This window comes from Micromonospora sp. NPDC048868, from assembly GCF_043198195.1.
GTDB lineage: Bacteria > Actinomycetota > Actinomycetes > Mycobacteriales > Micromonosporaceae > Micromonospora > Micromonospora reichwaldensis.
Genome location: NZ_JBICUN010000009.1, coordinates 76352 through 90735, shown reverse-complemented (window position 1 = coordinate 90735; position 14384 = coordinate 76352). Strand labels below are relative to the sequence as shown.

Annotated in this window: 11 protein-coding genes and 1 riboswitch; of the genes, 6 read left to right on the top strand and 5 right to left on the bottom strand. The window is 72.9% G+C overall.

Annotated features, from left to right (window positions below; genetic code table 11):
- Window positions 1-8: 8 nt before the first annotated feature.
- Together ACGFNF_RS16570 and ACGFNF_RS16565 are read right to left on the bottom strand one after the other, a co-directional pair.
- Window positions 9-947, bottom strand: coding sequence for an ABC transporter substrate-binding protein (locus ACGFNF_RS16570; RefSeq protein ID WP_357576831.1), 939 nt, complete (start codon window positions 945-947; stop codon window positions 9-11).
- A gap of 112 nt (window positions 948-1059) precedes the next feature.
- Window positions 1060-1138, bottom strand: a riboswitch (cobalamin riboswitch).
- Between the two features lie 168 nt (window positions 1139-1306).
- Window positions 1307-3184 (bottom strand): M14 family metallopeptidase, encoded by a 1878-nt coding sequence (locus ACGFNF_RS16565; protein WP_357576832.1) that lies wholly within the window; start codon window positions 3182-3184, stop codon window positions 1307-1309.
- Window positions 3185-3396: 212 nt separating this feature from the next.
- Here ACGFNF_RS16565 and ACGFNF_RS16560 point away from each other — a divergent pair, with 212 nt between their 5' ends.
- The 3 genes from ACGFNF_RS16560 (at window position 3397) to ACGFNF_RS16550 (ending at window position 6432) form a co-directional block, all read left to right on the top strand.
- Complete coding sequence (locus ACGFNF_RS16560; RefSeq protein WP_357576833.1) at window positions 3397-4752, top strand: C39 family peptidase; 1356 nt, start codon at window positions 3397-3399, stop codon at window positions 4750-4752.
- A gap of 139 nt (window positions 4753-4891) precedes the next feature.
- Window positions 4892-5398, top strand: coding sequence for a SigE family RNA polymerase sigma factor (locus ACGFNF_RS16555; RefSeq protein ID WP_357576834.1), 507 nt, complete (start codon window positions 4892-4894; stop codon window positions 5396-5398).
- The gene (locus tag ACGFNF_RS16550; protein WP_357576835.1) at window positions 5398-6432 is read left to right on the top strand and encodes a hypothetical protein; all 1035 of its coding nucleotides are present in this window, start codon (window positions 5398-5400) and stop codon (window positions 6430-6432) included. The genes ACGFNF_RS16555 and ACGFNF_RS16550 overlap by 1 nt, the downstream gene beginning before the upstream one ends.
- A 388-nt stretch (window positions 6433-6820) precedes the next feature.
- On the opposite strand, the gene ACGFNF_RS16545 is transcribed toward ACGFNF_RS16550, so the two are convergent.
- The 3 genes from ACGFNF_RS16545 to mqnE are packed head-to-tail and all read right to left on the bottom strand — an operon-like array spanning window position 6821 to window position 8760.
- Window positions 6821-7102 carry a DUF4229 domain-containing protein gene (locus tag ACGFNF_RS16545; protein WP_357576836.1) on the bottom strand — a complete coding sequence of 94 codons (282 nt, stop codon included), beginning with the start codon at window positions 7100-7102 and terminating at the stop codon, window positions 6821-6823.
- Between the two features lie 42 nt (window positions 7103-7144).
- Window positions 7145-7567: a hypothetical protein gene (locus ACGFNF_RS16540; RefSeq protein ID WP_357576837.1), complete on the bottom strand. Its 423-nt coding sequence runs from the start codon at window positions 7565-7567 to the stop codon at window positions 7145-7147.
- Between the two features lie 23 nt (window positions 7568-7590).
- Complete coding sequence (gene mqnE, locus ACGFNF_RS16535) at window positions 7591-8760, bottom strand: aminofutalosine synthase MqnE (protein WP_132232180.1); 1170 nt, start codon at window positions 8758-8760, stop codon at window positions 7591-7593.
- A 240-nt stretch (window positions 8761-9000) separates the two neighbouring features.
- Between mqnE and ACGFNF_RS16530 the strand changes: the two genes are divergently transcribed.
- The 3 genes from ACGFNF_RS16530 (at window position 9001) to ACGFNF_RS16520 (ending at window position 14279) form a co-directional block, all read left to right on the top strand.
- Window positions 9001-10596 carry an NlpC/P60 family protein gene (locus ACGFNF_RS16530; RefSeq protein ID WP_357576838.1) on the top strand — a complete coding sequence of 532 codons (1596 nt, stop codon included), beginning with the start codon at window positions 9001-9003 and terminating at the stop codon, window positions 10594-10596.
- Window positions 10597-11808: 1212 nt separating this feature from the next.
- Window positions 11809-12300, top strand: coding sequence for a hypothetical protein (locus tag ACGFNF_RS16525; protein WP_357576839.1), 492 nt, complete (start codon window positions 11809-11811; stop codon window positions 12298-12300).
- A gap of 194 nt (window positions 12301-12494) precedes the next feature.
- On the top strand, window positions 12495-14279 hold the full coding sequence (locus ACGFNF_RS16520) for a DEAD/DEAH box helicase (protein ID WP_393168741.1): 1785 nt from the start codon (window positions 12495-12497) through the stop codon (window positions 14277-14279).
- The last annotated feature ends 105 nt before the right edge of the window (window positions 14280-14384 follow it).

Sequence of the window (14384 nt, the reverse complement as noted above, 5' to 3'; positions counted from 1 at the left end):
GGTGCGGGTCACGCGGGGACCTTGGCGGTGGCGTCGACGATCACGCGGAGCAGGTCCACCACGCGGGGTCCCCAGCGGGAGGCGACGTCGTCGTCGAGGCCGACGACCTGGTTGTTCTTGACCGCCGTGACGCCCGACCAGCCGGCGCGCGCCTTGACCGTCTCCGCGCTCTGCTTGCAGCACTTGGTGTCGGCGAGGAAGACGAAGTCCGGGTCGGCCTTGACGATGACCTCCTGGGAGAGCTGCGGGTAGCCGCCCTGCTTGCCGTCGGCGTCGGACGCGTCGGCGATGTTCTCCAGGCCCACCAGGGTGTAGAGCGAGCCGATGAAGGTCTTGCTGGTGGCCGTGTAGAGCTCCGGGCCCAGCTCGTGGTAGTAGGTGAGCTTCTCGGCGCGCTTCGGCAGGTTGGCGACCAGCTTGGTGATGTCGTCCTTCATGCGCTTCGTCACGTCGGCGGCCTCGTCCGCGTGGCCGGTGAGGGCGCCCAGCTCGGTGATCTGCCGGTAGCTGTCGTCGAGCGTGGTCGCGGCCGGGGTCTGGTAGACCGGGATCTTCAGCGCGGTGAGCTGATCGACGATCTTGTTGCGGTCGTCGGAGAGGACCACCAGGTCGGGGCTCTTGCCGGCGATCGCCTCGGCGTTCGGGGTGAAGCCCGAGAGGTCGCTCTTCGGCGCGTCGGCCGGGAAGTTCGACTGGTCGTCGACGGCGGTGACCTGCTTGCCGGCGCCGATGGCGAAGAGCATCTCGGTGGCCGACGGGGAGAGCGAGACGATCTTCTCGGGCCGCTTCTCCAGCGTCACCGTGCCCACGGTCACGGGGAAGGCGGCGCCGGCCGAGCTGGCGCCGGCGGCGGGGGTGTCGTCGGAGCTCTTCTCGGCGCAGGCGCCGAGGGCGAGCGCGGCCACCGCGAGGGTCGCGGCGAAGAGCCTGGGGGTACGTCTGAGCACGGGGTCCTCCTGTCGGTCGAGGAGCGTGGTGCTTCGCCGACAGGGAGCGGTGGCGCCCGTCCGCGAGGCGCCCTTCCTCGAGAGCGCGTGTCGCGACCACGGACGCAGGCGACCTGGCTCGTCCCCGCCACGCCCGGGTACGGCGGTGGCGGGACATCACAGTTGCGGGACAGCGCCGGTTTCGCACCGGCTTCGCTGCGCGTGGTCGGTAGAACGGTAGCGCACGCCCCGGACGTGCCTCGACGATCCAGGGCGCATCGGCGCTCGTTGATCACCAACGGCGGCGACACGCCCTGGATCGGCGTACGCGGAGAGGGGTGGTGGGGCCCCGCCGGGGGCGGAACCGGGGCCCCACCGGGTCAGGAACTGGTGATGGTGACGTTGTCCACAGCCGCCTCGACCAGGCTCGCGCCCGAGGCGTCCGCCGCCTCGACGAGGATCCGCACCGACTGACCGGCGTACGGGGTGAGGTTGGCGTTGGCCACCGCCCAGGCGCCGTTGCGGTTGGTGGCCGCCCCGGACTGGGTGAACAGGGCCGTGGTGCCGCCGTTGTGCACCACGCTCACCCGGAGGTAGTCGGCCGACGAGGCGTTCGAGCCGTGGGCCAGGTACCAGGCGAGGGAGAGCGTCAGCGTGCCGCTCGACGGCAGGGTCACCGCCGGCGACCGGGCGCTGGTCACGCCGCCGTCGACGTCGTGGTCACCGGCCCCCGTGCCGGCCAGCCGGCCGGTGACCAGGTCGTTGGCGCCGGCGTACGGGGTGAGCTGCTTCGCCCCGCTGGAGTTGGTCGCCTGGGCGGCGCCCCGCTCGAACGCCCCGGCGGTCGCGGTGTCGGTGCCGTTCGGGTTGATGGTCCAGCCGGTGGCCGTCTCGAAGGTGTCCGACCAGATCGTGGTGCCGCCGCCACCGCCGCAGTACTGGTCCTGCTTGCCGATGACCCGGTACGGGCAGTCGGCGTACTCGCTGATCAGCAGGACCGCCTCCCGGTTCCGCGAGGTCTGGGCGGGGATCACCTCGTCGGGCGGGTAGAAGCCGCCACCGCCGGCCGAGCCGGGGTACATCTCGAAGGTGTACGCCCAGATGCCGTGCTGGCCCCACATCCAGTCGATGCTGTCCCCGTCGGTGATGTAGAGGTCGCTGGACTGCTGCGGGGTGTAGCCGTTGGTGTTCGCCATCTGCTGGCCCAGCGTGGCGAAGGTGTTGTACTGGTCCGTCGACATCCCGGGGGCGGTGTTGTTGTACGTGTAGCCGAACGGCCAGAGCACCAGCTCCGAGTACGTGTGGAAGTCGATGTTGGCCTTGATCTGCTGGGTGCCGCCGACGACCCGGCTGTTCACGAAGTTGCGCAGTGCCGCGGTCTCCGGCGCGGAGAACGCCGACGGGCCCCGGTAGGTGTCCGACGAGGTCGAGCCGGACGAGCCGCCGCAGCAGCCCCACTGGTAGGACCAGTTCCGGTTCAGGTCGGTGCCCACGTACGACGAGCCGCTGTTGGGCTGCCGGTTCTTGCGCCAGGAGCGGTAGGAGCCGGTGGCGATGTCGTACTCGCTGCCGTCCGGGTTGACCGTCGGCACGATCCAGATCTCCCGGCTGTTCACGATGCTGGTGATCCGGGAGTCGCTGCCGTAGCTGTCGGTGAAGAGGTTGAGCAGGTAGACCGCCATCTCGACGGTCAGGTGCTCGCGGGCGTGCTGCTGGGAGTTGAACAGGATCTCCGGCTCGTTCTCGTCGGTGGCGACGTTGTCGGAGATCTTCACCGCCATCAGGTCCCGGCCCTCGTACGAGGAACCGATGCTGATCTTCCGGGCGATCGAGGGGTGGTCCGCGACCACCTTGTTCACCAGGGCGGTCAGCTCGGCGTAGTCGTGGTAGTTGGAGTCGGCGGGCGGGAAGGCCGCCGTGCCGACGTCCCCGTCGGCGTGGTCGTGCCCGTCGGCCGACGGGGCGGGGACCGCCTCCAGCCGGAAGCCGAGCCGGGTGATGGCCGCCGCCTCGGCGGGGGTGGCCGAGACGTTCAGCACGCCGTGCTCGACGAAGTCGATGGCGGCGCCGGTGCCGGCGACGGCGGTGCGGTCGTCGACCGTACGCGGGCCGAGCACCCGGTACGACGCCGTCGCGGAGTCGGCCCGGTCCGGGGCCGGCCGGGCTGTGGCCGGCGCGGCGGCGACCGTGAGCAGGGCGAACCCGGCTGCTACGGCGACCGCCAGACGACGGCGGAGGGTGGTGTTGCGGAAGGCCATGGACAACCTCCTCGGAGGGCGGGAGGAGATCCCGCTCGGTGGAGGACACTTCACCACCGCTCACATGGTCATATCAACATCCATCGCTGCCCACTTTGCATGTCATCCTGATCCTCACATCGGCAAGGATTTTCCAACTGTCGACCTCTGGCGAAAGTTCCTTCCGAGCGGGACACTGACCCGCAACGATCGTCCGTCCCTGCGGAGGACCCATGGCCAGAACACGCCTGCGTACGGCCGCCCTCGCGGCCGCCACCGCACTCTCCCTTCTCGGCACCGCGGCACCCGCCGTCGCCGCGCCCGTAACGGCACCGTCGACCACCCGCCCGGTGGTCCACGACGAACAGATCACCTTCCAGGACTGGTCCCGCTACCCCGACTGGCGTCGCGGCACCCACGCCGGCACCACGGCCGTCCCCGGCCTCCGGCCGGGTGTGACGATGGCCCGGCCGCTCGGCACCACCGACTACACCGACCCGCACACCGGCGTCACCAAGAGCTGGGAGTACGCGACCTGGACCTCCCCGGTCACCCAGGTCGGGTTCGACGCCACCGAGCTGATCGCCTCGTGGAACGCGAAGACCCCGGCCGGCACCTGGATCCAGGTGGAGATGCAGGGCACGTACAACACCGGCGTCCAGACCAAGTGGTACGTGATGGGCCGGTGGGCCTCCGGTGACGCCGACATCAAGCGCACCAGCGTCAACCGGCAGGGCGACCCCTGGTCGACCATCTGGACCGACACCTTCAGCATCGACGACGCCTCCGTCGGGGTGCTGCTGCGGGGGTACCAGCTGCGGCTGACCCTCTACCGGGCGCCGGGCCAGCAGGCCGCGCCGGTGGTCCACACCCTGGGCGCGATGAGCTCGAACGTCCCCGACCGGTTCACCGTCGAGCCGAGCAAGGGCGGCATCGCCTGGGGCAGGGAACTCGCCGTCCCCCGCTACTCGCAGAACGTCCACGCCGGCCACTACCCCGAGTACGACGGCGGCGGCCAGGCCTGGTGCTCCCCCACCTCCACCACGATGGTGATCGAGTACTGGGGCCGCAAGGCGTCCGAGGAGGAGACCTCCTGGGTCGACCCGACCTACCCGGACCCGACGGTCAACCACGCCGCCCGGATGGTCTACGACTACCAGTACGACGGCGCGGGCAACTGGCCCTTCAACACCGCGTACGCGGCCAGCTTCCCCGGCCTGGAGGCGCGGGTCACCCGGCTGCACTCGCTGGACGAGGTGGAGCGCTTCATCGCCGCCGGGATCCCGGTGGTGACCAGCCAGTCCTTCCTCGCCAGCGAGCTGGACGGGGCGAACTACGGCACCTCCGGGCACCTGTTCGTCATCGTCGGCTTCACCGCCGAGGGCGACGTGATCGTCAACGACCCGGCCTCGTCGAGCAACGACGTGGTGCGCAACGTCTACAAGCGTGAGCAGTTCGAGCAGATCTGGCTGCGGACCAAGCGGATCAACGCCAGCGGCGGGGTGTCCGGCGGCCCCGGCGGCGTCGTCTACCTGATCAAGCCCACGACGAAGCCGTGGCCGAAGGTGGCCGGCTCCACCAACTGGTGACCTGACACCGACCTGATCGAGGGGTCCGCGTCGCCCGGCTCAGGCCGGCGACCGGGCCCCTCGGCCGTTGCGGACAAGTCTGTTCGAGAGGTGCTCGCCGGATGTCTACGGGTTGGCCGACTTGCGACGTTGATAGGGCGTGACCTTCGAGGAGTACGCGTTCGCCCGCACTTCGGCGCTGGTGCGGCTCGCCCGGTTGCTGACCGGTGACGAGCATCGGGCCGAGGACCTGGTTCAGGATGTCCTCGCCAGGGCGTACGCCCGCTGGGCGCGCATCTCCCGGACGGATCGACCCGATGCGTACGTCCGTCGGATGCTCGTCAACGCCCACCACTCGTGGTGGCGCCGGCGCAGCAGCCAGGAGATCTCCGTCGCCGACGTGCACGATCGGCCGGGCGCTACGGACGAGGCCGCCGGTGTCGCCGAACGCGACGCGCTGTGGCGGCTCGTCCGCACCCTGCCGGCGCGTCAACGCACCGTCATCGTCCTGCGCTACTACGAGGATCTCGACGACACGTCGATCGCCGAGATCATGGACTGTTCCACCGGCACAGTCCGTACCCACGCGATGCGGGCCCTGGCGGCACTCCGCAAGCGACAGGAAGCATCCGCATCCGCCTCCGCCCGGACTGGAGGAGAGTTCTGATGTCCAGCGATCTCGATCAGCAGCTCGCCACGACGCTCAGGCACCACGCGGGCGGCGACATCGACCCCGCGCCGATCGTGGAACACGCCAGGCGTCGCGGCCACCACCTCCGGCTGCGCCGCCGCTGGCTGGCCACCGCGGGGACGGCGGCGGCGTGCGTCGTCCTGGCCGCGGCGGTCATGGTGCTGCCGTCCGGTCGGGCACCCGATGGCGCGACCGTGCCGGCCACGGCACTCGTGCTGCCGGCCGCACCGGGCCAGCCCGGCGCCATCGCACGGCCCGAGGATGTGGGGGCCGACCCCGGCGTGGTGCACTTCACGACCGACAGCCTGGTCAGCGATGCCTCGTCCGCGACCTGGAGCGCCGGCCGTGGGGTCGAGAGCGTCGAGTTCCGGGGCCCGACCGGGCAGGCCCGGTTCGCGTTGGCGCGCAGCGTCGCGACGCTCGATGGGCTGCAGCAGACGTTGTCGTCGGCGGGGCGACCGCAGCCGCCGACCGATGTGCGAGTCGGAGGCCGCCCGGGGGTCGCTTGGCTCGATACGAAACTGTGGTTCGTCCGCTGGCAACCCGTCGACGGGCTGTGGGCTCAGCTCGACATCTACGCGACCGGCCGCGACGAGGCGACGGACGCGGCGAGTCGCGTCCGGTTCGACGGCGCCCACCGCTGCGTGGTGCCGTTCCGCCTGCGGTCACTGCCGCCAGGTGGGCGGCTGCTCGGCTGCTCGGTCACGCTTTCCCGGTCGGAGCACGGCTCCTTCGATGAGGCCTCGCTGACGGTAGGGGACGATTCCGGGCGCTGGCTGACGGTTCGGGCGCAACCTGTGCCGGGGCGCGACGCCAGGGAAGCCGACCTCGTCGCAGGGCCCCACCGGGCACGCCGGCAGGGCAGCGACGTGCTGGAGATGTACGTCAAGCCGTTCATGGTCGAGGCGTTCCTCAAGGGTTGGGGGAACGGCTACACCGAGTCGGAAGGCCTGACGGCGCTGAGCGGGTACCAGCCGGTCCACGACCTCGACCGCCCCGACACCTGGTGAACCACCCCGCGCCGATACGGCGGCCCTGCGCTGGCCTTCGACGCTTAGGGCTGGCGTGCGTTCCTCGACTCCCTGAAGCACAGCTAGCGCTGCCATCCGTGGTCGGAGGCTGCCACCTTCCGGAAATTCCGTTCTACTCTTCGGGACAGCCATGGACCTTGGCAAGAGAGTGCCCCTCCAGGGGCGCTTTCGTGCCAAGATCTCCGCCGCCACGGTCCCGGCCGTGGTGGTCCACCGGCGGTCAGTCGTGGTTACGGCGGGTGCCGGGCGTTTCGGCCGGGCGGTAGCACAGACGGGGCAGCTCGACAGGGGCCGAAGAGGGATACGCGGATGCGGTCACACCGTTACTCGACGCGGCAGGGCAAGGTGGGGCTTTGGAGGGCGCTGATCAACGGGCGCCACCCTGTTGCTCGTCGCCTCCGGGCTCGTCCTCGCCGGCGAGGGCGGAGCGGAGCCGCTCCTTCTCGGCGCGACGACGCTCGGCGGCGGTGGCCATCTCCTCGGCCATCTCGTCCCGCCAGCCCTTCAGCAGGAAGAACGACAGCGCGGCCGAGAAGGCCAGCGCCACCATCAGCTTGATGAAGATGTCCATCTCGACCAGCCAGAGGGCCGCCAGCACGGCGACGAACAGGCCGAGCCGGCCCAGCGTGTACTTGACCGCCGCGCTCACGTTCCGCACTCCGTTCTCCGCGCCGGGGCTCCGGCGGCAGGTTCAGCCCGTCCGGCGGGCCAGCCAGTGGACGCCGTGGAACCAGACCACCGCGTACCCGAGGGTGAAGGTCGCCGCCCCCAGCCCACCGGAGAGCAGCGGCGGGAGACCGGCGGCGAGGCCGGCCACCACGAGCCCGGCGACCACGCCCACGGCGACGGCCGCCAGCGCCGACACCACCCGGGCCGCGCCGAACTCCCAGGCGCGGAAGTCGTCCCAGAACAGCCAGGCCGGCAGGATGATCGCCAGCCAGCCGTTCGACCGCCCGAATTCGCCGCTGCCGATCAGCGCGAACGCCCAGTCGAACAGCACCACCGCCAGCACGCCGATGACCAGGCCGGCCAGGCTCACCCCGAGCAGGTCGCCCAGGGTGAGGATGCGCCCCTCGGCGTCGCGCCGGGGGAATCCGCTCCGCTGCTCGGTCATGGTCTGGAAGGGTACGTGCCGACTCAGGCCCAGACCTGCTGCGGCTCGGCGCGGCGCTCGGCCAGGGACGCGGGGGCGTCGTACTCGCGGACCACCTCGTAGCGGGTGTTCCGCTCGACGGGGCGGAAGCCGGCGTCCCAGATCAGGTGCAGCAGGTCGTCCCGGTGCATCGTGTTCGGGGTGCCGTACGAGTCGGCGTCGTGGGTGATCTTGTATTCGACGACCGAGCCGTCCAGGTCGTCGACGCCGAAGTTGAGCGAGAGCTGGGCGACCGACAGCCCGTGCATGACCCAGAAGCACTTCACGTGCGGGACGTTGTCGAAGAGCAGCCGGGAGACCGCGAAGGTCTTCAGCGACTCGGCCGGCGACGCCATCGTCGTCCGGGCCTGGATCCGGTTACGGATCTTGCCGTCCGCCGAGTCGACGAAGTCGTGCTGGTAGCGCAACGGGATGAAGACCGCGAAGCCGCCCGTCTCGTCCTGGAGCTCGCGCAGCCGCAGCACGTGGTCCACCCGGTGCCGGGGCTCCTCGATGTGGCCGTAGAGCATCGTCGCCGGGGTCTTCATGCCCTTGCTGTGCGCCAGGGCGTGGATCCGCGACCAGTCCTCCCAGTGGCAGGCGTGGTCGACGATGTGCTGGCGGACCTCCCAGTCGAAGATCTCCGCGCCGCCGCCGGTCAGCGACTCCAGGCCGGCGTCCATCAGCTCGTCGAGGATCTCGTCGGCGCTCAGCCCGCTGATCTTCTCGAACCACTGCACCTCGGTCGCGGTGAAGCACTTGAGCTTGACGTTCGGCAGCGCCGCCTTCAGCTCGCGCAGCACCTTCGGGTAGTAGCGCCAGGGCAGGGTCGGGTGCAGGCCGTTGACGATGTGCAGCTCGGTGAGCTGCTCGTCCTCCATCTCCTTGGCCTTGCGGACCGCCTCGTCGATGCGCATCGTGTAGGCGTCCTTCTCGCCCGGCTTGCGCTGGAACGAGCAGTACGCGCACGAGGCGGAGCAGACGTTTGTCAGGTTGAGGTGCCGGTTGACGTTGAACATCACCCGGTCGCCGTTGAGCTCGGTGCGCCGGTGGTGCGCCAGCCGGCCGAGCCACGCGAGGTCGTCGCTGTCGTAGAGGGCGATCCCGTCCTCACGGGTCAGCCGCTCGCCGGCGTACACCTTCGCTTCGAGCTCACGCTTGAGTCCGGCGTCCATCGAAAGCCACGTCCCTTCCACCTGCGGTAGGAATCGAGCGTACGTCGGCCCGCCGACGCCGCCGCAGCATGGTCGGCCCCCGTGCGCCGGTTCACCGAACTCACAGGCTCCCGTTACCTGCCGACGCATCGACATCGTTGCCTGGGTGCGGTAAGACAGGGTGGGACGTTCGCCACACACTGGTAGCGTCCCGACGGCCGCGCCCACCGGCGCGGCGACGCAGGCCGGACGGGGAGCGGAATGGGCGACAGCAGGCACGGGCGACGGCAGCGACGGCGGAGTCCGGTGATCTCGCCGGTGCTGCGCCCGGCGCTCTGGTCCGCCCTGCTCGGCGCCGTCGCCGCCACGGTCCTCGCCAACCCGGTCCAGGCCGACCCGTCGCTGCCCACCAGCGTCCCCGACACCGGGTCCCGGCCGTCCTACAGCGGCCAGCTCCAGCTCCCCGGCGGCACGCCGGTCCCGGGGCTACCGGGCACGGTCCCGGGCGTGCCGGGCACGGTTCCCGGGCTGCCGGGCGCGGTCCCCGGCGTGCCGGCCGGCAACGTCGGCAACGGCCCGCTCGCCGCCCAGATCTACGCCGCCGAGGCCCAGGTCGGGCAGCTCCGTGACCAGCTGCTCCTGCTCCAGCAGAAGCGCACCGAGGCCGAGACGCAGCGTGCCACCGCCGAGCGCAACCTCGCCCTCGCCCGGGACGCGGTGGCGCGCGCCCAGGAGGGCGCCGACGCCGCCGCCGCGGGCGCCTTCAAGGCCGCCGCCGCCCTCCCGCCGGGCGAGTTCGCCAACGACCTGCACGAACTGAGCCGGCTCTCCCGGATCATCCGGGGCGAGAAGGCCGAGGGCGGCACCACCGCCGCCCAGGGCGAGGTGTCCCGGGCCCGCACCGGCGAGCAGGCCGCCAGCCAGGCGATGGTCTCGGCCGACTCCCGCCTCACGGGCGCCAGGACGGAATACTCCGCCGGCGAGAAGGCCCTGCGCGCGGCCGAGAAGAAGCTGGACAAGCTGAAGCGGGACAACGCCGCCCAGCTCGTCGAGATCGAACGCCAGCAGGAGGCCGCCGAGCAGCGCCTCGGTGCCGGCTACCTCGGCAACGAGACCGCCAACGGACTGGCCGCCCACCCGACGGCGCTGAAGGCCCTGGCGTACGCCAAGGCGCAGCTCGGCGACCCCTATCTGTGGGCCGCCGAGGGGCCGGACCGGTTCGACTGCTCCGGCCTGATCTACGCCGCCTACCGGTCGGCGGGCTACTACGGGCTGCCCCGGGTCTCCCGGGACCAGTACTACGCCACCCGGTCCCGCACCGTGTCCCGCACCGCGCTGCTCCCCGGTGACCTGCTCTTCTTCGCCTCCGGCACCAGCTGGACGACGATCCACCACATGGGCATGTACGTCGGCGGCGGCAAGATGATCCACGCGCCGACCACCGGCGACGTGGTGAAGATCTCCACCGTCCGCTGGTCGCGCCTCTACGCCGCCACCCGCGTCATCGGGGCGGTGCCCGCGCCGGTCAGCACCCCCTCGCCGACGCCGACGCCGAGCAAGCCGCCCGCGACGAAGCCGCCGACCAGCCCGAAGCCGACCTCGCCGACCTCGCCGTCGCCGAGCCCGTCGACGTCACCGTCGACCTCGCCGTCCCCGACGCCGACCGGCACCCCCTCGCCCACGCCCACGCCCGACACGTCGACCTCGCCGTCGCCGTCCCCGAGCAGCTCGGACGCCTCGTCGCCGAGCCCCTCGGGGGGCAGTGTGGCGCCGACCACGGCGCAGAGCAGTTCCGATCCGGCGGCCAGCACCTCGGCCAGCACGTCGGCCACCGCCTCGGCGAGCTCCGGCAGCTGACCACGGTCCCCGGGCCGACCGACGGGATCGGCCCGACATCGCCCCCGGAACACGCTCCGGCTGTGCCGTCGGGCCGGAATGTGGCACGGTGACAGACAGGCACGCCCGGTCCGATGTCGCGGATCCGGGCGCGAGCGTGCGCGGAGGGCGAGCATGGCCGAGCAAAAGGTTCCGGCGGAGCCGGTCGACCACGGATCCGCGCCCGACCGGAGCGGTGCCGGGGCACCGCATCCCCTGACGTCCGTCGGCGCACCGACGCCGGCCACAGCCGACGGCGCGGCGGGGCCGTCCGGGTCGTCGACCGAGCCGTCCCCCGACGACGTACGCCGACAGCCCGACGCGCCGGCCCGGGGCCGGGTGTCCGTGGCCACCGCCGCCGCGCCCGGCGGGAGCGAGGCGGTACCGCCGCCCGGCCCGAGCGCCGGCACCACCTACCGGGCCGCCGGGACGGGTGCTCCGGCGGCCACCCCGGTCCCCGGTCAGCGGGGCACGGCGGGGGCGCGGGCCAGCGCCGCCGTACCGGGCATGCGGCGGATCTCGGCCGACGAGGCCGGGGCCATCCGCTCCCGGACGGGCGAGGCCCGGATCTACCGGGCGGCGCCGGTCAACCCGGAGCCGCCGGAGCCCGCCCAGCCGCCGGAGCCGGCGCAGCCGCCGACCCCGCCCGTCCCGGAGCCCGAGCCGGCGCCGGCCCCCACTCCGCCGGTACCGGGTCCGAACCCGCCGTCGCCGGCCCCTCCGGTCCCGACGCCGACGCCGCCGGTCCCCGGTCCCTACCCGCCCGGCCCGGTACCCCCGGGACCGGGACCCAGGCCGCCGGCACCGGTACCGCCCGTGCCGGGTCCGCCCACGCCGCCACCCGGGCCGCCGGTGCCCGCCCCGCCGCCCCCGCCCGGCCCGACGCCGGCGCCACCGTTCCCGCCGCCGCCCCTCACGGCCGTCGCGAGCGCTGGACCGGCACCGGGCCCCGTCGCGGGCGCGCCGCCGTTCTCCGCGCCACCAGCGGTCACGCCGTCGTTCTCCGCGCCGCCGTTCTCCGCGCCGCCGTTCTCCGCGCCACCGGCCGGCGCACCCTCGTTCTCCGCGCCGCCGTTCTCCGCGCCGTCGTTCTCCGCGCCCCCGGCGGTAGCGTCGCCGGCATCCGCGCCCCCGGCGGTCGCGCCCCCGTTCTCCGCACCGCCGGCATCTTCGCCGCCGTTCTCTGCGCCTCCGGTGTCCGGGCCGCCGGGCGTGCCCGCTCCCGCGCTGCCCGGCTGGCCGCCGCCCACCAACCCGGGCGACCGCCGGCCCGGTGGCGCCGAGCCGGCCACCGCGCCCCGGGAGGCACGCCGGCTGAGCGGTCGCGTCGACGGCGGCGGCCCGGCCACGCGCGTCGGGCAGGCCGGGGGCGCCCCCGCGGGCCGCTACGACGGCGGACCCGACCTGGGCACCATCTACGGCGCGGGTGCCGGAGCCGCCACCGAGGGCCCGGGCTTCAACACCGTGGCGTTCCCGAACAACCCGGTGGAGAACTCCGGCTCGTTGACCGGGCACATCCTTGCCCAGGGCTGGACGGAGACCCCCACCGAGCAGCGCTCCAGCACCGCCAAGGTGGTGGTCGTACTGGCCGCCTCGCTGGGCCTGCTCGTGGCGATCAGCGTGCTGGTCGTGCTGCTCGCCAACGACACGGTGGGTGGGCTGGTGGGCGGCGTCCTGAACAAGTGAGCCGCGTACGACGATTGGTGAGCCCGCCCACTACCCGTCCGTGGTCGGGTGGCGGGTTCGTCCTGTCGCCGTACACTGGTGAGGATCACTGACCCGGCGCGCCCTGCGCGCCCATGGGCGATCTTGCGGGCGATTCGGCGGCGTTCAGCTGCGGCAGGCCATCGCGAAGATGCGCCCCGCTCGAAAGGCATTTCTTGACGACCTTTGCTGAACCCAGCACGTTCCTGCCCGCCCTCGACTCCGCCGACGCGCAGACCGCCGTCGAGCGGGACGGCACCGTCCAGGACCCGGCCGCCCCGGCGACGCCCGAGGCCACCGACTTCGCCGCGCTGGGGCTGCCCCAGCCGCTGGTCCAGGCGCTCGCCCGGCAGGGCATCACCACCCCGTTCGAGATCCAGCGCGCCACCATGCCCGACGCGCTCGCCGGCCGCGACGTCCTCGGCCGTGGCCAGACCGGCTCCGGCAAGACCTTGGCCTTCGGCCTGCCCCTGCTCGCCCTGGTCGCCGACCGCAACCGGGCCCGGCCGTTGCGCCCCCGGGCCCTGGTCCTGGTGCCGACCCGGGAACTCGCGATGCAGGTCAACGACGCGCTGATGCCGCTCGGCAAGGCCGTCGGCGTGTTCCTGAAGACCGCCGTCGGCGGCGTGCCGTACGACCGGCAGATCGACGCCCTGCGGCGCGGGGTGGAGATCATCGTGGCCACCCCGGGCCGGCTGGGCGACCTGATCGCCCGGGGCGTCTGCCACCTGGACGACATCGAGGTCACGGTCCTCGACGAGGCCGACCAGATGGCCGACATGGGCTTCCTGCCCGAGGTCACCGAACTGCTGGCGAAGACGCCGGCCGGCACCCAGCGGCTGCTCTTCTCGGCGACCCTGGACGGCGACGTCGACGCGCTGGTCAAGCGGTTCATGACCGACCCGGTGACGCACTCCACCGCCCCGTCCACCGCCTCGGTGTCCACCATGGACCACCACATGCTGCTGATCCCGCCGCACGACAAGTTCCCGGTCGCCGCGTCCATCGCGGCCCGGGACGGTCGGACGATGGTCTTCGCCCGCACCCAGCTCGGCGTCGACCGGTTGGTCGAGCAGCTGGCCGCCGTCGGCGTACGGGCGGGCGGGCTGCACGGCGGCAAGACCCAGCGGATGCGTACCCGCACGCTGGCCGAGTTCCGTGAGGGACGCGTGAACGTGCTGGTCGCCACGGACGTGGCGGCCCGGGGCATCCACGTCGACGGTGTCTCGCTGGTGCTGCACGTCGACCCGCCGAAGGACCCGAAGGACTACCTGCACCGCGCGGGGCGTACCGCCCGGGCCGGCGAGTCCGGCGCGGTGGCCACGCTGGTGCTGCCGAAGCAGCGGCGGACCACGCTCGCCATGCTGGAGAAGGCCGGCGTGGCACCGGCCGAGACCCGGGTGCGGGTCGGCGACCCGGCGCTCGCCGAGCTGACCGGCGCCCGCGAGCCGAGCGGCGTCCCGGTGCGCATCGAGGCCGAGGAGCCGCGCCGGCACGGCGACCGGCCGGGCGGCCCGCGCCGCTACGGCGACCGCGACACCCGGGGCGAGCGCCGCTACGGCGACCGGCCCCAGGGCGAGCGGCGCTACTCCGACCGCCCGACCGACAGCCGCGGCTACGGCGACCGTCCGCAGGGCGAGCGGCGCTACTCCGACCGCCCGACCGACGGCCGCGGCTACGGCGACCGGCCCCAGGGCGAGCGGCGCTACGGCGACCGGCCGACCGACAGCCGTGCCTACGGCGACCGCCCGCAGGGCGAACGCCGCTACGGCGACCGGCCGACCGACGGCCGTGGCTACTCCGACCGTCCGGCTGACAGCCGCGGCTACGGCGACCGTCCGCAGGGCGAGCGGCGCTTCGGCGACCGGGGCGGCTTCCGGCCCGAGGGCCGGGGGCGCGACGACCGGCCGCGCGACGACCGGCGGGGCTTCGGCGGGCGTCCGCCGGCGCGTACCCACTGACCGACAGCGTCATCCACGAACGCCGTCGCGGGGCTCAGGCTCCGCGGCGGCGTTCGCGCATTCGCTGCCGGTGTCGGCCGGGTCGCGTAACGTCCGGCTCATGCC

Bases quoted from the DNA above. Each gene is read 5' to 3' on its own strand.
- ACGFNF_RS16565 (WP_357576832.1), bottom strand. From the start codon at position 3,184: ATGGCCTTCCGCAACACCACCCTCCGCCGTCGTCTGGCGGTCGCCGTA.
- ACGFNF_RS16560 (WP_357576833.1), top strand. From the start codon at position 3,397: ATGGCCAGAACACGCCTGCGTACGGCCGCCCTCGCGGCCGCCACCGCA.
- ACGFNF_RS16550 (WP_357576835.1), top strand. From the start codon at position 5,398: ATGTCCAGCGATCTCGATCAGCAGCTCGCCACGACGCTCAGGCACCAC.
- ACGFNF_RS16540 (WP_357576837.1), bottom strand. From the start codon at position 7,567: ATGACCGAGCAGCGGAGCGGATTCCCCCGGCGCGACGCCGAGGGGCGC.
- mqnE (WP_132232180.1), bottom strand. From the start codon at position 8,760: ATGGACGCCGGACTCAAGCGTGAGCTCGAAGCGAAGGTGTACGCCGGC.
- ACGFNF_RS16530 (WP_357576838.1), top strand. From the start codon at position 9,001: ATGGGCGACAGCAGGCACGGGCGACGGCAGCGACGGCGGAGTCCGGTG.